At 61.0% G+C, this 17,527-nt stretch carries 14 protein-coding genes and 1 tRNA gene; 8 read left to right on the top strand and 7 right to left on the bottom strand.

Annotated features, from left to right (window positions below):
• Positions 1–46 precede the first annotated feature (46 nt).
• Positions 47–1,375 (top strand): lipopolysaccharide biosynthesis protein, encoded by a 1,329-nt coding sequence (locus AA0535_RS03220; protein ID WP_264814469.1) that lies wholly within the window; start codon positions 47–49, stop codon positions 1,373–1,375.
• Positions 1,376–1,411: 36 nt separating this feature from the next.
• Here the strand turns inward: AA0535_RS03220 and AA0535_RS03215 are convergent, their stop codons facing one another.
• Positions 1,412–1,657 (bottom strand): hypothetical protein, encoded by a 246-nt coding sequence (locus AA0535_RS03215; RefSeq protein WP_264814468.1) that lies wholly within the window; start codon positions 1,655–1,657, stop codon positions 1,412–1,414.
• Between the two features lie 343 nt (positions 1,658–2,000).
• On the opposite strand from AA0535_RS03215, the gene AA0535_RS03210 reads away from it, so the two are divergent.
• The 4 genes from AA0535_RS03210 (at position 2,001) to AA0535_RS03195 (ending at position 7,748) form a co-directional block, all read left to right on the top strand.
• On the top strand, positions 2,001–3,275 hold the full coding sequence (locus AA0535_RS03210; protein ID WP_264814467.1) for an MFS transporter: 1,275 nt from the start codon (positions 2,001–2,003) through the stop codon (positions 3,273–3,275).
• 9 nt (positions 3,276–3,284) lie between these two features.
• Positions 3,285–4,517: an SLC13 family permease gene (locus tag AA0535_RS03205; protein ID WP_264814466.1), complete on the top strand. Its 1,233-nt coding sequence runs from the start codon at positions 3,285–3,287 to the stop codon at positions 4,515–4,517.
• A 168-nt stretch (positions 4,518–4,685) separates the two neighbouring features.
• Complete coding sequence (locus tag AA0535_RS03200; protein WP_264814717.1) at positions 4,686–6,059, top strand: DUF2252 domain-containing protein; 1,374 nt, start codon at positions 4,686–4,688, stop codon at positions 6,057–6,059.
• A 162-nt stretch (positions 6,060–6,221) separates the two neighbouring features.
• Positions 6,222–7,748, top strand: coding sequence for a glycoside hydrolase family 32 protein (locus AA0535_RS03195; RefSeq protein WP_264814465.1), 1,527 nt, complete (start codon positions 6,222–6,224; stop codon positions 7,746–7,748).
• 172 nt (positions 7,749–7,920) lie between these two features.
• Here the strand turns inward: AA0535_RS03195 and AA0535_RS03190 are convergent, their stop codons facing one another.
• The 3 genes from AA0535_RS03190 to AA0535_RS03180 all read right to left on the bottom strand — a co-directional run bounded on the left by AA0535_RS03190 (position 7,921) and on the right by AA0535_RS03180 (position 12,335).
• Positions 7,921–8,982, bottom strand: a complete 1,062-nt coding sequence (locus AA0535_RS03190) for an oxidoreductase (protein ID WP_264814464.1) — start codon at positions 8,980–8,982, stop codon at positions 7,921–7,923.
• A gap of 332 nt (positions 8,983–9,314) precedes the next feature.
• Positions 9,315–10,565, bottom strand: coding sequence for an FMN-dependent L-lactate dehydrogenase LldD (lldD, locus tag AA0535_RS03185; protein WP_304500863.1), 1,251 nt, complete (start codon positions 10,563–10,565; stop codon positions 9,315–9,317).
• Between the two features lie 72 nt (positions 10,566–10,637).
• On the bottom strand, positions 10,638–12,335 hold the full coding sequence (locus AA0535_RS03180) for an alpha-keto acid decarboxylase family protein (RefSeq protein ID WP_264814463.1): 1,698 nt from the start codon (positions 12,333–12,335) through the stop codon (positions 10,638–10,640).
• Between the two features lie 93 nt (positions 12,336–12,428).
• On the opposite strand from AA0535_RS03180, the gene AA0535_RS03175 reads away from it, so the two are divergent.
• Both AA0535_RS03175 and AA0535_RS03170 read left to right on the top strand, forming a co-directional pair.
• Entirely contained in the window at positions 12,429–13,358 is a 930-nt protein-coding gene (locus tag AA0535_RS03175; RefSeq protein ID WP_264814461.1) for a LysR family transcriptional regulator, read from the top strand.
• 156 nt (positions 13,359–13,514) lie between these two features.
• The gene (locus AA0535_RS03170) at positions 13,515–13,829 is read left to right on the top strand and encodes a DMT family transporter (protein ID WP_264814460.1); all 315 of its coding nucleotides are present in this window, start codon (positions 13,515–13,517) and stop codon (positions 13,827–13,829) included.
• A 728-nt stretch (positions 13,830–14,557) separates the two neighbouring features.
• Here the strand turns inward: AA0535_RS03170 and AA0535_RS03165 are convergent.
• Positions 14,558–14,824: a hypothetical protein gene (locus tag AA0535_RS03165; protein WP_264814459.1), complete on the bottom strand. Its 267-nt coding sequence runs from the start codon at positions 14,822–14,824 to the stop codon at positions 14,558–14,560.
• A gap of 378 nt (positions 14,825–15,202) precedes the next feature.
• Between AA0535_RS03165 and AA0535_RS03160 the strand changes: the two genes are divergently transcribed.
• On the top strand, positions 15,203–15,580 hold the full coding sequence (locus AA0535_RS03160; protein WP_264814458.1) for a GlcG/HbpS family heme-binding protein: 378 nt from the start codon (positions 15,203–15,205) through the stop codon (positions 15,578–15,580).
• A 501-nt stretch (positions 15,581–16,081) separates the two neighbouring features.
• On the opposite strand, the gene AA0535_RS03155 is transcribed toward AA0535_RS03160, so the two are convergent.
• Positions 16,082–16,158, bottom strand: a tRNA-Arg gene (locus tag AA0535_RS03155).
• Between the two features lie 137 nt (positions 16,159–16,295).
• Positions 16,296–17,276 carry a lysophospholipase gene (locus AA0535_RS03150; protein ID WP_264814456.1) on the bottom strand — a complete coding sequence of 327 codons (981 nt, stop codon included), beginning with the start codon at positions 17,274–17,276 and terminating at the stop codon, positions 16,296–16,298.
• Positions 17,277–17,527 lie beyond the last annotated feature (251 nt).

Here is a 17,527-nt window from a genome sequence, read left to right as displayed (position 1 = left end):
AGCCGACCTTTGACAAATCGGGCACGTCACGATCTTTTGCCGCTCCATGGCTTCTGAACCACGCTCCGCGCTGCATCGTATCTTCAGCAATACCGGCTTCCTGATCTCAAGCAGGATCGTCAACGCGCTGTGCAGCTTCGCCTATGTGGCCTGGGCGGCCCATACGCTCGGGCTGCATGGCTTTGGCGTATTGCTGCTGATCACCACCTTTGTGACGCTGGTTTCGGACATGACTCATCTGCAGTCATGGCAGACCCTGCTGCATTACGGCGCGGCTGCTTTCGAGGCGCGTGACCGGCGTCGCTTCATGCCCGTCCTGGGGTATTGCATGCGTTCGGACATGCTGAGTGGCGCCACAGGGCTGGTGGGTGGTGTGATCGTCATCGGGCTTGCCGGAAGCTCGCTTCTTGGATGGGCGCCGGAGGTCAGGAAAGATGCCGCATGGATGATGGCAACCGTCGCTTTCATGAACACGGGATGGTCAACCGGGCTGATCAGGCTGAGCAACCGGTTCGGTCTGGCCGCTCTGTTCGATTTTGTTTCAACCTGCGTACGGACAGCGGGCTATCTGGTCGGTTATCTGCTGCACGCCTCGCTCGAGTTCTTTCTGTTCATCTGGTTTCTGCACCAGTTCGCGCTTTTCGTCGTCACGAGCCTCGGCGGGCTTGTGTTGCTGCGACGTCAGATGGGGCGGGATATCGGTTTTTTCTCCTGCCTGTCGAGCGCTGCCGATATCAGGGGAATCTGGGGCTTCACGCTCAGGGTCAGCGTCAACCAGATCCTGGACGCCCTGTTTCGTCAGGGAGGCACGCTCATCATCGGCGCCATACTGGGCGCCAGAGATGTCGCGATCTATCGCGTGACCAAGCAGATCTGCGATGGTCTCGCCAAGCCCGCGCAGATGATGATTCCGAGCCTGTATCCCGAATTTGTCCGATTTCGCGACAACCAGAACTGGCAGGATCTGCGTCACGTGACGCGAAGACTGGCGCTGGTGATCATCGGATTTTCGGTATTGGCTTTTCTGGTCGCCATCCTCGGCGGCAGGGCCATTCTGCATCTGATGCTGCATGACAACTTCGCCCATGAGCTGCCGATCATATTGCTCATGGTGGCGAGTGCCCTGCTTGAAGTCTGCATCATCCCGCTCGAGACGCTTCTGACCGTCATGGGGCGTCTGGCGATCATCCTGAAATATCGCCTTGCGGTGATCGCTCTCTACTTCGCCATTCTCGCAGCGCTTCTCACGCTGTTCGGCGTGACGGGGGCGGCCATGGCGAGCGTCATATGCTCTGTCATGATCTTTGCCCTGTGCCTGTTTTTGGCGGCCCGCTGGATCTCACCTCGCTGGGCTGCCCGCTATGGCGAGGTCTGACCGGACACAACCAGCGCTAGACGAGGCAGGACAGGATCAGCCGTGCTCCTCTGACCGATCGGTGCCAAGCCAGAGCAGGGACGCAAGACCGAAACAGACAGGTGACATCCAGGGGCCCAGAAGCTCGGTCGCCCTATGCGTATCTGCAATCATGCCGAACGCCCATCGATGGTCCGGATACAGGAAAAGCCCGATATGGGATTTCCAGAGCGGTCGGGCTAGCCCGATCAGGACGAGGGTGACGCAGCCCAGCCAGGCCATGATCCGTAGGCACATGCTCACATCGTTCTCCTGTCACAACAACGCAGGGACGCCCTATCGGCCCTGAGCGGTGCTCAGCGCCCCACGCCCACGGTGGATCGGCTTGAAGTGCGTGCCAGAAGCCCGGCTTTTTTCTTTTATCCCAACAGGTTCGGGTTGGGGCAAGGAACATCTTTGCGCTGCCACCGTTCTGCCCGGATCGTCCGGCCTGTGGTGTCGTGTTCCCCGTGGGGGAACGGCATATCAGAACCCGGAACCAGCCGCAGCGATGCCGGAAACTTGCGTTGCATGAAAGTAACGGATCGCGCCTATCGGGGCCGGATTTCCAGGATTTCGCTTCGTTACGGGGCATGAAGGAACAGCAGTGAGCAATTCAGATACCGCCAGCGGCCCCGCTCCCATGACGACCGGCAAAGGTCCTTCTGCCAGCAGCGTGACCGGTCTGGATGCGACCAACTTCTTTCTTGCGGATGTTCAGGATGGTGTCGGGCCCTATCTGACCGTTTATCTCGCAAGTGCGCGTCACTGGCAGGCAGGGCCGATCGGCGTTGCCATGGCCATGACAGGTCTTGCCACAGCGCTGTGTCAGATCCCCGCCGGGCTGCTCGTGGACTCCACGCGGTACAAGCGCGCACTCGTTGCGGTATCGGCGCTGATCACGGCGCTGGCCTGCATCCTCATCATTGCCCTCCCCGGTATGGCGCCTGTCATTGCCGCCCAGATCATGATGGGTGCCGCCGCTGCGGTCATTCCGCCTGCCTTGGCCGCTATCTCGTTGGGGCTTGTCGGGCGCCGACGCCTGCCCGGGCGTATCAGTCGCAATCAGGGGATCAATCATTTCGGCTCGTTCGCCTCTGCGGCGCTGGCCGGTCTGTGTGGCCAGTACTGGGGCCTGAACTGGATTTTCTACCTCGTCTGCGGTTCGGCCATCGCCAGCGCGGTCGCACTGCTCCTGATCCGCCCGAAGGAGATCGACCAGAAAGTTGCTCGAGGCAGTGAGGATGAGTCGAACGATCCTCCCGTCGCCCTCGATGCCCTTCTGGGGCGCCGCCCTGTCTGGGTGTTTCTGTGTGCCATCGTTCTGTTCCATCTGGGCAATGCGGCCATGCTGCCGTTTGCGGGACAGGTCATGGCCAAGAGCCATCCTGGCTCCGAAACGGTTACGCTCAGTGCCTGTGTGATCGTTGCGCAATTCGTTATGATGTTGGTGGCCTGGGCAGTGGGACGGGCCATGGCTGGGGGTATCGGACGCAAGCCCATTTTCCTTCTGGCCTATGCGATCCTGCCAATACGTGGATTACTTTTTTCGTGGTTCGATGCGCCCACGGCCATTATCGCAATCCAAGTGCTGGACGGTATTGCCGCCGGTATTTTCGGCGTGATCGCGATCATTATCGCAGCCGATCTGACCCATGGCACCGGGCGCTTCAATTTCCTCCAGGGAATGGTGGCGCTCAGCGTCGGGATCGGCGGCGCGCTCAGTAACCTGCTGGGGGGATATGTCGTTCAGCTTGAAGGATATCGCGCCGGATTCCTGTCTCTCACCGTCATTGCAGTTCTGGCATTGCTGTTCTTTCTGACGCTGATGCCCGAGACGCGCGATCCGGACGAACAGGGCCGTAGCGCGGTTCCGGCCTGAGACGCTCCCATGGAAAACGATCTTCTCTGGGCGCTGTGTCTTCTGGCGGTGGGCGGGCTGCTTTTTCGCCCGTGGCAACTCCCTGAGGCACTCTGGACATGCATTGCAGCCCTGCTGGTTGTCGTGTGCGGGCTCGAGCCCTGGCACGTCGCCTGGCATGCCGTCGTATCGGGCAAGGAAGTTTATCTTTTCTTGTTCGGTATGATGATCCTGAGCGAAATTGCGCGGCAGGAGAAACTCTTCGACTGGTTGGCGGCGGCGGCGCTGCGCCATGCACAGGGTTTGGGCCGCAGACTGTTCCTCATCATCTTCGGCGTGGCAATTCTGACCACGGCCTTCCTCTCCAACGATGCGACCATCATTCTGCTGACCCCACCAGTGATCGCTGTGGCGGCCAAGGCAGAAATAGACCCGTTCCCTGCGTTGCTCGCCTGTGCCTTTGTCGCCAACGCGGCCAGTTTTCTGCTGCCGATCAGTAATCCGGCCAATCTGGTGATCTATGGAGGCGCCCCTCCGAGTCTTGTCCCCTGGCTGGGTCGGTTCCTGCTGCCTTCCTGCATTGCCCTCGGGGTCAGTTTCGTGGCGCTTTACGCCATGGTGCGCCGTTCGGTCGCCACGCATTTCGAAACAACCGAGGGGCTGCCACAGCTCGATCGCGTTGCGCAATTCACGGCCTGGGCGCTGCTGGGGATCAGTATTGCGCTGACCGCGGTTTCATTCCTTCACGGGTCTCTTGGCTGGGCCACGGCGATTGGCGGTCTGGGATTGGGTGTGGTTGTCACCCTGCTGCGCCGTGCCTCGCCTCTCCCGGCCCTGACCGAGATCTCCTGGTCGGTCTTTCCGCTTGTCGCCAGTCTTTTCGTTCTGGTCTCTGCGGTTGAACAGACCGGTATCCTGCACCGTCTGGGAGACATGATCCTGGCTTTCGGTCATGGACGCTCCGCGGTTCTGGTCACCGGTTTCGGCCTCGCTCTGTTGAGCAATTTGATCAATAATCTGCCCTCGGGCCTCATGGCGGCGCAGGTTGCGCCCGAGCTTGCCTCGCATGGCGGACGTCTACAGGATGCCCTTCTGATCGGAGTGGATCTTGGGCCAAACCTCACATTGAGTGGTTCGCTTGCCACAGTGCTCTGGCTGATCATTTTGCGTAAGCACGATCTCGATATGAGCTATTGGCGCTTCATGCGGTACGGGATGCTCCTCACCATTCCAGCGCTCGCTGCGGCTTTGCTCGTCCTCTGAGTGACCCCGATCCACCTGACAGCAAATTCATGAAGCAATCCGGGTTTCGTGACGTTTGATCTTATTGCCCATGAGCAAATGAACAGGTCCGTTGGGGGAGCCCGAAGCATGAACGCTGTCACACCACGATCGGGGAGCGCAGCCCGAAAGCCCACGACTCCCACCAGAATGCATCTGGATGATCTGGAGACGCGAGAGGTGCGACACGCGCAAGGGCGCCATCTGCGCAAGATCCTGTCGCGAAGTGCCCAGGCCGAATGGTCTCCCCCTGCGGATCGGGCCGATCCGGTCAGTCTGCTCGCCGGGCAGGGGCAAAGCCGTATTCAGTCCCTCCTGCCGATCCGATATGAGCGCATGCGCGCTTCGCCTTTCGCCTTTCTGCGCGGAAGTGCCATCGTGATGGCGGCCGATCTGGCCAGCACCGCCTCTACAGGTGTCATGGTCCAGAGCTGCGGCGATTGTCATCTGGCCAATTTCGGCAGCTATGCCTCGACAGACGGATTGGCCGTTTTTGACATCAACGACTTCGATGAGACCTATCCGGCTCCTTTCGAATGGGACCTCAAGCGCCTGGGAGCGTCGTTCGTACTGGCTAGCCTTGAAAACGGGCTCCCGGAGAAACAGGCGCGTGCAAATGCTCGCATCATGGCCGCCACGTACCAGGGTGAAATGGCGCGTCTTGCGCCGATGAGCCCGCTTGAGATCTGGGCCGACCGGATCGATCTGGCCTCTGCCATTGAAGATTTTTCGGACAAGCATACTAGGAAATCGATACGGGACCGTCTTGAGGCGAGACTGGACAGCGCACGCGCCCATTTCGGTCTTGTCTCGTTCGACAAGGATATCCCGCACCTCAAGGTCAAACCACCCCTCGTCATGCGCCTGCCCGATGAGGACGACACGATCAGAGAAGCATTCGATCGCTATCTCGCGACCCAGCCTCCCGAGCGGGGCCTGTTGCTGTCGCGCTATCGTCTGAAGGATACCTTGTTCAAGGTTGTAGGCGTCGGCAGCGTAGGGACCTATTGCGCAATCGGTCTGTTCGCCACCGCCGATGGAGAGACTTTGCTGCTCCAGATCAAGGAAGCACAGGAATCGGTTCTTGCCGCTCATGTCCAGGGGCCGTCTTTCGCCAATCAGGGGCAGCGCGTGGTTGCCGGGCAGCGACTGATGCAGGCAACCTCCGATACGTTCCTTGGATGGACCCACACCAATACTGCGGAGCAGCCCGGCAAGAGCAGACGTTTCGACGGGGCGAACAAGCAGTTCTATGTGCGCCGCCTCAAGGATAGTCGGCTTGCCGCCATCGGGGCCGATGTAGCCCAGGAAGGGCTGGACGATTATGCTGCTCTATGCGGCAGGGCGCTCGCGCGTGCCCATGCCCGGTCAGGCGATGTCGCGATGATCCACGGTTATCTGGGCTCGGGCGACAGCTTTGCCGAGGCTGTCGCGGATTTCTCGACGGGCTATGCTGCGCAGACCCGTGCAGATTGGGAAAGATTCTGCGCGTCGATCGATAGCGGCCACTTGATGACAGCGTAGAGTGTAAAGAAACAGGCTGTATTGCGAGCGCCGCCGTGATCGGGGCCGCAGCGACAATTTTGTGAACCGGGATTAGGCACGTGCTGGAGCATATCGAGTTGAGGCACCGGTGGTCATGTCTGTCGAGACTGTCTCGTTAGCCTGGAAGAAAACGGAGGAAATATGACTGGTAAGAAACCGGATTTACGGTCCCCTGACTCGTTGGATTTCCTGCGGCCCGGCATCCATTTCACGCCGGTTGCCGGGTTCATGAACGACCCGAACGGGCTCGTTTTCGATGGGACGCAATACCACCTTTATTATCAGCACAACCCGAAGGCAGCGTATTCGGCTGAGATCTGCTGGGGTCATGCCACGAGTCATGATCTCCTGAGCTGGAAAGACCAGCCGATAGCCCTGCACAATACGCCTGAAGGGCAGGCATTTTCAGGGTGTGCGCTGCTTGATACCGAAAATACATCCGGGTTGTTCGACGGCTTTGACGGACCCAACATCGTCGCGCTCTACACACGATCCCTCCCCACGCGTCAGAGCCAGTATCTGGCGGTCAGCCATGATGACGGACAGAGTTTCACCTCATATGAGTCCAACCCGGTGCTCGATATCGGAAGCCCCGATTTTCGCGACCCGCAGGTGCTCTGGCACGAACCGAGCGCTCAATGGGTGATGGTAATTGCCGAGGTCGATCGACACCGGATCGGGTTCTACGGGTCGACAAATCTGATCGATTGGACGGTCCTCAGCCATTTCGGGCCCGCCGGGCTGCCCACGGTCAATTATGAATGCCCTAATCTGATCGAGATCAGGGATGAGGGTGGCAAGCGCCGCTGGGTGTTGTTCGTTTCGATCAATCCCGGCAGCCCGATGGGTGGAAGCGTCACCCAATATTTCATTGGCAATTTCGACGGGCGAGCATTTACGCCATGCGATGGCATTCTGCGCCTTACCGATTTTGCGAAGGATGCCTATGCGCTTCAGGTCTGGAGCAACATGCCGGATGACGAGGCCGTCAGTATCGCCTGGATGGGGAACTGGCAGTATTGTCAGGAGCTGCCCACGCCAGACTGGCGCGGGGTCATGACCCTCCCGCGCACGATGTCGATCCGTCAGGATACCCATGGCTATCCTCGCCTCGTTCAGGTTCCACGAGGGCTCGAGCCATTCCGTCAGTCCCTGCTGAGCGAAAGCGCATTCTCTCTCAACGAGGCATCCCGACGGGAGATCGGTCTTCCGGAGTCCGGGGCGATTGAACTGGTCATCCGCCTGACGGCGGCCATGCCACGTCCCGTTGAGCATGGACCGGTAGGCCCGACGATCAATCGCTTCGAACTCGCTTTCGCCAATGCGGGCGGGGAGAGGCTTTCGGTCGGATATGATGTGCCATCCTCGCAGATCTGGCTCGACCGCAGCAAGCTGCGGGGCTTTGATCACGCTTTTTTCACCGGGCGTTTCTCGGCGCCTGTCGATACGACGCTTTATCCCGATCGTCGTACGCTCGATCTCCATCTCATTCTCGATGGCTGCGCTTTCGAGCTTTACGCAAACCAGTATCTCGAGACGGCTACGGCTCTGGTCTATCCTGAGCAGCCATTCGATCGGCTCTATCTGAGCGCAGAGGGGACAGATTTTCTTATCGAGGCTCTGGAAATCAATACACTCGACAAGACCATGGAGCGCGCCACGCTCTGATTGGCGGGAAACACGTTCAGTGGTGAGATCAGCATTGGTGGAATCAGAACGCTTCCTCCTTTTCCCCCGACGCAGATCTCCCATGAGACGGACGTATTTACAGCCCGTCGCAGCTCCGTCCTGTGCCGGAAGATAGCTCCCGGCACAGGATATCTGCGTCAGGCTGCACGCCTCACCACGCGGATTTTTCTTCCTCTGTGAGGGGCAATCTGACAGCGCGTTTCCCTCTTGCCGATTCCATCGCGGCCTCGATGACGGCCATCACGCCAAGCGCCTCGATGGGCCTTATCGGGTTGAGGCCTTCACCGGATATCGCTTTGGCGAGACGCCGGTAGATTTCGCGCTGGTCGCCCGGAATGGCGGGCTCCTTCTGCGCGTTGTTCTCTTCGTGAAAGACCTGCAACGGATCGGGGTCGCATCCCCATTCGGCATCGCCGGGCACCATTCCGGCGCGTAGCTGGGATTCCTGCGGGTCAGCGATGCGTTTCATCAGGGATCCCGCGGTTCCGTGCACCACGAAGCGCGGCGCGTTGGCGGCTGCGAGGGAGCCCGTATGCAGGATGACGCGGCAGCGATCATATTCCAGCACAAGATGCACCCAGTCATCGCTCAGGGCATTGTCGCGCTGCAGGGCAAGGGAGGCATAAACCTGTTCGGGCAGGCCGAAAATCTGAAGGGTCTGGTCGATGAGATGCGGCCCGATATCGTACAGGACGCCAGCCCCCTTCGCGCTGCCTTCACGCCAGCGATCCCTCACGGCAGGTCTGAAACGGTCGATGGTCGACTCGAAATGCGCAATACGGCCGATCCTGCCGCTGTCGATCGCGGCGCGTATGGTGAGGTAATCGCTATCCCAGCGCCGGTTATGAAAGACGCAGAGCTGCCTGTCGTGGTGCTGCGCCGTCGCGATGATTTCACGCGCCTCCTGGAGCGACAGCGCAAAAGGCTTTTCCAGCATAACATGCTTGCCAGCACGCAGGGCGGCGCATGCAAGGGGAAAATGCGTATCATTGGGTGTGGCGATCACCACCAGATCGACATCCGGATCTGCAAACGCGGTTTCGGCATCCCTATAAACCCGGCACTCCGGGGGAAGGCTGTCAGGAGCAATGCTTCGGCGCGAAACGACACCATGCAGACGCCATTCTGGCAAAGAAGCGAGAAATGGGGCGTGGAAGGTCTGGCTGACATAACCAAAACCCACAAGAACGGCCCTCAAAACTGGTCCGGACATGAGAATCTCCGTCGAAAAATATTTCTGGGCGTGGGTCCCGCGGCCTTCTGGCCTCCCGGGGAAGCATGGAAGGGGAACGGGGCTGAAGCCGACCCGAGTTAAAGAGACGGGGCACCACCAGGGTTGCCCTGTTCACGGCTCACGATTTCTGTGCCCCCACGCGCCACTTGGGAAGGGGACCGATAGATCGCCCTTCGGGACGGTGGTGTCCTACGACAACGCCCGATTACATCCTCACGTCGGGGAATGTTCTTTGCAGCAAGGACGAGCAGGGACCCGATGCGGCGTGACCGGCATCCGCCATCACTCATCCCGCTTGCTTTGCAATGAGTTCACGAACCTGCGGGGATGTTCTGCCGAGTGCGGGCTTTGCGCGCCGTCGGAGTCGAAGGCTTTTTCGCAACGGCACTGACTCTGTGCGGGGATGGCAGCGCCCCAATATCCCGTGAAAGCCTGGCGATCTTGTCCTGTGTGATGTCCTCTATCGAGCCGGCGCCGATCAGTGTCATGGTCACCTTCAGATCGGCGGCGATCAGGGCCATGAGGCGCTGCACGCCTTTTTGTCCCTCTGCCGCCAGCGCGTAGATATAGGAGCGACCCAGAAGCACGCCCTGTGCACCGAGCGCGATCATGCGTGCGACATCTAGTCCCGAACGTATGCCGGAATCGGCCAGAACGGTGAGCCGGTCGCCCACCGCCTCGACAATGGCAGGCAGAACCTCCGCTGTCGGGGGGGCACCGTCGAGCTGACGGCCGCCATGGTTGGAGACGATAAGACCATCGGCCCCCATGCGCAGCGCATCGCGCGCGTCATCCGGGTCGAGGATGCCCTTGATGACCAGCTTGCCCTTCCAGCTCTCGCGTATCCATTCGAGGTCCTGCCAGCGTATGGTCGGATCAAAATTCGAGCTGAGAAAGCCCATATAATCGGTCATCGACATCGGGCGGCCCGTATAGGCCTCGATATTGCCAAAGGAGAGCGGACGCCCCCTCAGCCCGACATCCAGCGCCCAGCGCGGGTGCCGCAGCGCCTGCAGATACTGCCGCAATGGGGCATAGGGGCCGGACATGCCTGAATGTCTGTCGCGATAGCGTGAGCCCGGTGTGGGCATGTCGACCGTGAAAACCAGCGTTTTCATGCCCGCCTGCCAGGCGCGTTCAAGCGCGTTTTTCATGTAGCCCCGGTCTTTGAGGACATAGAGTTGGGACCAGAGCTGCCCGGAAGCATGTCGGGCGACTTCCTCGATGGCGCAGACAGAAACCGTGGAAAGGGCATAGGGGACGCCCGCCCGCGCCGCGGCTCGCGCTGCCTGAACCTCGCCCCGCCGCGCATACATGCCGGTCGCGCCGACCGGGCCCAGGGCAAAGGGCGCCGCCCAGCGAGACCCCATAAGGGTGGTGTCGAGCCGCGGAGCGCCTGCGCCGACCAGAACCTTTTGCCTGAACCGTATGGCCTGGAGCGCGTCGCAATTCGCGCGCATCGTCTGTTCCGTTACGGCCCCGCCATCGATGTAATCGAACAGGAAGCGGGGGAGGGCCCGCCTGGCCGCTTCACGATAATCGGTAGGCGCAGAGATGATCATGGTATCTTTCCGGAGGGAGACGCTCGGGCGCCTCGTTTCAATGGGTCTGAGGGTGCAGGTCAGCGCGACGCGTCAAGAGATGTGTGGCGGGCGGGCATTCGTCCGGGCGACGACCTGGCCCCATTGTCTGAGCGTCTGGGTACAGTCATCGCGCTCGAGGCTGCATTCGATAAGGGTAGGGCCTTGTGTATTCGCGCAGGCGCGCTGGATGGCTGCCTCAAGTTCCGCACCTGTTGCGGCATGCAATCCAAGACCGTGGCCTTCTCCCGCATTGAATACCTCCATCAGGCCTGCGTAATCCCAGTTCTTGATGTAATTATAAGGCCCGTCATGGATGGCAATTTCAATGACATATCCCCGATTATTGATCAGGAAGATGATCACAGGCAGTTTCTCTCGCACCATCTGAGACACTTCCTGCGCGGTCAGCTGAAAGGATCCGTCACCCACCATCAGAAGATGACGACGTTCGGGTGAGCCTATGGCATTGCCGAAGCAACTCGGGACAGACCAGCCAATATGCCCCCATTGCATTTCGAGCTCCACGCGTGCGCCTTCCGGCAGACCAAGGCGCTGGGCGTTGAACCAGGAATCCCCGGTCTCGGCACATAAGGTGGTGTCGGGCGTCATCAAAAGCTGAATCTGGCGCATCATCTCGTCATTGGTCAGCCGCGCATTCGGGGCTGCAGGCAGGGGCGCGAAGACAGGTGGCGGCTGTTTGGCGGTAGCGGCTGGTGCGCCGGGCGGCGAGGTCGGCTGCTTTTTCAGCCTTGCGGCCAATGAGTCGAGGAAGGGTGCGAGCCCAACGCGATCAAAGTTGTGATCTGCCACCGTCACGCGCTCGGAATCGAGACAGGCGACATGCGGCCCCTTGGGCCACGCTGTCCACCCCACGGTCGAATAATCGTTGAAAATAGGGGCGAGGCACAGAACAGCATCGGCATTCTCGACCAGTTCCTGTGCGCCCGGATCGCTCACGGCTCCCCAGTACAATCCACGAAATCCGGGATGGGTTTCGGGAAAGAAGCTCTTGGCGGCTGCCATGATGGTAACCGGGCATCCCAGTGCATCCGCCAGATGGATGGCGGCCTGCTGCGCGCCGGCGGCGCGCAGGCGACTGCCCACGAGAAGCACGATTTTTTCCTTCCCCGCCAGCCAGGCTACGCAGGCATCAAGTGCGGCAGCAAGGCTCGCAGGGTCACTGTCGCGCAGATGGGGCAGGAACCCTGCCGCGCCGGGGCGGGGGCAGGGGGCATTGGCAATATTGCAGGCAATGCTCAGGAAGCCCGGCTTCTGCTCACGCAGAGCTGTGCGCAGGACATGATCGATCTTTGCCGGAGCTGATGCCGCATCGGTGATCATTTCTGCGGCGCAGGTAACTTCACGCGCCATACGATACTCGAAGCCGAGATCCGTCGTGCCGGGGGTATGGTGCAGGATATGGCCCGAGCCGTGATCATTCGAATTTGGGCCGCCGGCAATCACGATGACGGGCAGGTTTTCCGCATAGGCGCCAGCAAGGGCGTTCATGGCGGATATCGTGCCGACGCCAAAGGTGACCACGGCAGCCGAAGCGCCGCGCGCACGCGCATAGCCCTCGGCGGCGAAACCGCAATTGAGCTCATTGCAGCAATAGACCTGTTCGAGCGCCGGCTGTTTGAGCAATTCGTCCAGCAGAACGAGATTGTAATCTCCCGCGACGGCAAAATGATGCGCAATGCCGATCTGGGTCAGTCTCTCAGCCAGATACTTCCCTACCGTATAGGTCATAGGTCTCGCTCCCTTGCTTGTCGCAGGACAGCCTAGATGTTGCGGGAGAAGACTTAAAATATATAGTCCAACGGTTTTCCATATTCAGGAGATATGGCTGTGGAGCTTCGGCACCTGCGCTATCTTGTCGCGATTGCCGAGAGTGGCACGTTCACTCTCGCGGCAGAGAGGCTGCATATGGCGCAACCTCCCTTGAGCCAGCAGGTGCAGCGGCTCGAGGAAGATCTGGGCGTTCGCCTGTTCGAGCGCTCGCGGCGTGGCGTGACCCTGACTGAGGCCGGGCAACAGCTTCTGGACCGGGCTCGCACCATTCTCGCCCTGTCGGAGGAGTTTCGCTCCTTTGCACGGGGGCTGGCAGAAGGGCATGAAGGCTCCCTGCGTATCGGCATGGCCGGGGGCGTCACGCTGCATCCGCTGATCCCGGCTGCCATACAGGGCTTCCGTCAGGCGCGAAAAGGCGTTGAGGTGACGCTTGAAGAGAGCAACACGCCAGCGCTCTGCGCGGCGTTGCGGAACGGCCAGGTCGATGTTGCGATCATCCGCCCGCCGGTTTTCGACCCGCAGATCGTCGTGCATCCGCTCATGGACGAGCCCACCATGATCGTGCTGCCCTCCTCTCATGCCCGGCACAAGGCACGCAAACTCTCTTTGCACGATATAGCGGGCGACCCGCTCATCCTGTTCGAGCGCCATCTGGGGCCGGGGTTTTACGATACGATCATCGCCGCTTTTTTGCAGACAGGCGTCTCCCCGCAATTAGGGCAGCACGCCCCGCAAGTGGCGGCCATCATCCCCATGGTTGCCGCCGGTATGGGCGTCGCGATCGTGCCCTCCTATCTGAGCCAGATCCATGCCAGAGGAGTCTCGTTTCACCCGATCTCCGGCCCTATGCCGCGCGCCACCATTGCCATGGCTCTGGCTCGCGCGACGCCCAACAGAGCGGTCACCGCTTTTGAGGCGATCCTGCGTACGCTCTGCACACAGGGGCAGGGGGCTTTGGGTCCTGCCGGTGTGCAGGGCTGATTGGTGCCTGTGCGGCTTGGATATCTGAGGAATGCGACACCATTGAACCCCCATGCCGTTCAGGCTATAGGCGGGCGAGCAGCGACGACGTTCCTGCCTCCATGCGAGCTTCAAGACCGGGACGGCCCGGCGGAACCCGATCGATGGAGGAACGCCATGGCGTGGATCGCGCTGCTTTTCGCAGGAATGAGTGAAATTATCTGGGCTGCGTCCATGAAGCAGTCGGCGGGCTTCACGCGTCTGGGGCCGAGCCTCATCACGCTGGCAGGGATGGTCGTAAGCGTTGCCCTGCTCGGCTGGGCCATGAAGACCCTGCCTTTGGGCACCGCCTATATGATCTGGACCGGCATCGGCGCTATCGGAGCGTTTCTGGTCGGTGTGCTCCTGTTCGGCGAGGCATTCACAATACTGCGCTGTAGCGCCGCTCTGCTGATCCTGTCCGGTCTGGTCCTGATGAAAATCTCAGCATGACATGTGCAAGAAGCCGGTCCGGAATGACGGGGTCAGGCGATATGGCGCGGTGTGCCCTATCTTTGGAAGATGCCTCTTCGGCTTCATTCAGCTTATAGAGGAAAGGCCAGAACGCCTGTGAAGAGACTGGCCGAGGCGCTGCAAGCCAAGCCATTCATGGCCGTGTCGTGCATCGCCGGAACACCGTGCGCCGGTGCATCCATGGCAGAGCGGTTCGTTACACTCCCTTTCCCTTCGTTCCTCGTGCGATATGACCTGGCCTGCCATACGGGCTGGGTCACTTCACGTCAGGTCGCTTCAGTCCATGCCATACCGGGTCAAGACAACCGCTCTGTTCCTGCTTTTTTCAACGCTCCAGATCGCCGATGCGCATGCCCAGAGCAACACCGTCTATAACGGCCAGGTTTACACAGCTTCACCCGAAGCTGGCGCAAACACGGTCACAGCGACACAGGGCGAGCGTGGAGACGAACGGTGCAGGCGCCCCCCGCCACCCCCCCGCGATGGACGGGGACCGCCTGGGGATGAAGAGGGTGGCAGACCACCCCCACCACCGCCGGGAGGAGATGGCTACGGGCCGCCGCCGCATCCGCCTCATGGATGCCGTCCGCCTCCGCCTCCGCCTCCTCCGGATGATGACGGGGCGCGGCGATGAGTTCAGCGATGCCTCCTGATCGCGCCATGGGCGGGAAAGGCGCGGCGCCGGGCAAGGCTGCCAGCGCTTGCCATCATGCAATGCGCGAAGAGCGCTTCTGCACGCCGAAAGCCGTGGGCGTCACAGGGGTTGGAAAGCGACGCGGCACGATCGTCATGATTTCCGTGAGCCTTATTCTTGCAGGTTGTGCCTCACGCACGCCCCCTGACATGGATGACAGCGCTTCGCAGTCGAGCGATGCTTCATATTCCGTCAGCGGCTCGAGGTCGGGTCGAGGCGGCGGCCCGTCCGGGGGAAGTTTCTGGCCGGAAATTGCGCGAACTGCCTTACAGACGGGCATGGGTTTCATTCACCACTGACTCGCCCTGCTGCTGCGAGTAGGGGCGGGTGGGAGTATCGGCTCTGCCCTCCAACGGGATAGGCAACAATGATCGCCCGAGCGATGGCCTGCTAGTGCGAGTTGAAGGGTTTGTTGTCCCCAAGGGGTTCACCGTGTCGTCATGTTGCCTTTCTTCCGTATCAGTGGCGGCACTCGCGGTCGGAGCGGCCGGAGCGGTCGGCATCGAATAAGGTCTTTCTGACGCTGCCAAGGTTTACCGGTGCGTCCGGTTTGCAGACGCAACAAACCTCGCCTTTGAGTGATCAGGCGCGGGCCTCATTTGCCCCTATGCTGGCTGGCCGGTCAGGAATCGGCCGGAAAAAACCAGAAAGTGACCCGATGAAGCTCGATTTCGCTCTCCCCTATATCGATCGTGCCCTTGCTCTGGCCCGCGCGCGGGGCGTCCGTGTGGCCGTTGCGGTGGTGGATGCCGGGGGGCACCTCGTTGCTTTCAAGAAAGACGATGGCACGCAACTCGGCAGCATCGAACTTGCCATGATGAAAGCACGTAGCTCGGCGCTCTATCTGCGCCCTACGGAGGACATGGAAAGAGCCCTCCATGCAGGCAAGGCCATGATCGCGACACTCCCCAATATGCTTCCTGCCGGAGGTGGCGTACCGATCGTGAAGGACGGATCGGTGATTGGGGCGCTGGGTTTGAGTGGCGGCGAGGGCGAGACGGATGCCCGACTGGCCGAAGCTGCCTTGCAGGACTGAGCGTCTCGAGTTGTACTACCCGGAGGCGGGGAAGGGCGTCGGGAGAGGGTTTTCCAAAGGCGTTGCGTCGAAGCCCCATTTCTTCCCGGTGAGGGAGGGCGGCTACGCCTTGGAGATTGGTACGGGGGCTCCTGCAGCCCGCCTGCGATAGACTCTCCGATCTGAAGTCTCGAAACAGGGGCAGCTTGTTCCTCCGATGGGTCAGCATCGGGGAAATGCGCATCCTCCGGCCTATCCACGGCAGCAGAGCTACCATGCTGAAAAAGCCCGCCGCTGGAGACCATTGGCTGCCCGGGCATCGAAATAGCGCATAGATTCGTGGGGGTTCTGCCTGATGGTCATTTTGCTCGCATGCGGCAAACACTGACGCCATGAAACCATGACAGCGGCAGGCGCAGAGTCTCGTTATCGCGTCGCGCAACTGGAGCATTCTTCAGCCTTTGACGGCAACAGTCATACCTGAGCGCGAGGCCCTGACTTGCATCGATTTTTCTAAAGATATGGCGGACCCGAAAGGATTCGAACCTTCGACCTTCGCCTTCGGAGGGCGACGCTCTATCCAGCTGAGCTACGGGTCCCGCTGGATCGCTTCATAGCCATATTCCCCAAAGCGCGCCAGTCCCAAATTCTGCGCCGGGCATATTCGCGAATCAGGCTGCCTGAGGATGCCACGGACGTGACAGGCCTAGTCAGGTCAGCACTCCAGACCGCGCCCTCAGAACGGACCCTCATGCCCGGGGTCACCGGCCATCCACGCTGCGGTGGCGCTGTCGCCTCCCGAGGGGAGGAGGCGGTCCGGGGTCAGGATCCAGGAGGCGATATCGGCTGTGGCGTTGCGCCCGTTGCGGTCGCGCAGCAGCAGATGATGGCCGCCTGGCACCAGATCCTTGCGCGTATGCGGCGGGAGATGCTGCCAGAACCGGGCCATCGGGGCGGCAGGAATCATCTGGTCGAGATCCCCATACAGCAGCAGCGCCGGGGCATGAATGCGCGGTGCAGCGGCCTCGGCCGCCGCCATCAGATCGACGAGCCCGCGCAGTGTGTCCAGCCGGTAGCCATGGAGCGTGAGCGGGTCGAAATAGAGCCGACGCAATGCTGCCAGATTATTCGTTGCAATATGCTCTCCCGGTACATGAGCGCCCGTGAACACCCAGTCAGGAGCCATCCAGTCCATACTGTTCAGGATAAGACGTGAGAGCGGGTCGAAGCGCCATATGGCGGGTGAAACGAGAACGACACCGCTTATCCCCTGACTGGCCGGGGAGGAGGCGAGCAATGTGGCTATCGCTCCCCCCATGCTTTCGCCCATGATGAACAGGGGGATACCGGGGTTCCGAAGCTGCGCCCATCGGAATTCCTCACGGGCATCCTGAACCAGTCTGGAGGTGCTGCTCCATCGGCCACGGCTCGCTGTCTCGCCAAAGCCGCGTGCATCCGGGGCAATGGTTTCTATCCCTGAATCGGCGAGCTGCGGGGCAGAGAACTCCCAGGCGTCGCGACTATCGCCAAAGCCGTGTAAGGCCAGCACGACAGCGCGTGTCTGGCCGTGCGCAGCCCATATCCGCAGCGGCGCGCGCGCGCCATCGGACAGGGTCAGGGTCGTAGTTGCCGGAATGAGCGCCGCTTCCTGTCCACGTGGCTGGGGAGCGTGCCTGGGCGGCGGGGCGACGCAGCCCGCCACGAGTGCAGGCAGCATCCAAAGCAGGCCTTTGGATCCGAAGCATGGCGGCAGGGCCGGGAGGCGCGCGCTCTGACGGACGGTTTTGCCCAAAAATTTTCCCAGCTTTGCCAGCCCGAGCGAGATCCCGGCGAGGCGCGCGAAAGAGGGGCAGGGTAAAGAAGGATTCCGCCGCGCAGAGGGGCAGCTTGAATGCGGGCGGAACTCTCGTATCATCGGGACAGTATTGCGTCCTCGGGACGCGCTGGCCAGAGGGAGGCCATCACCTT

The organism is Asaia krungthepensis NRIC 0535, assembly GCF_025995175.1.
GTDB classification, from domain to species: Bacteria; Pseudomonadota; Alphaproteobacteria; order Acetobacterales; family Acetobacteraceae; genus Asaia; species Asaia krungthepensis.
This window is presented reverse-complemented; position numbering and strand designations above follow the sequence as displayed.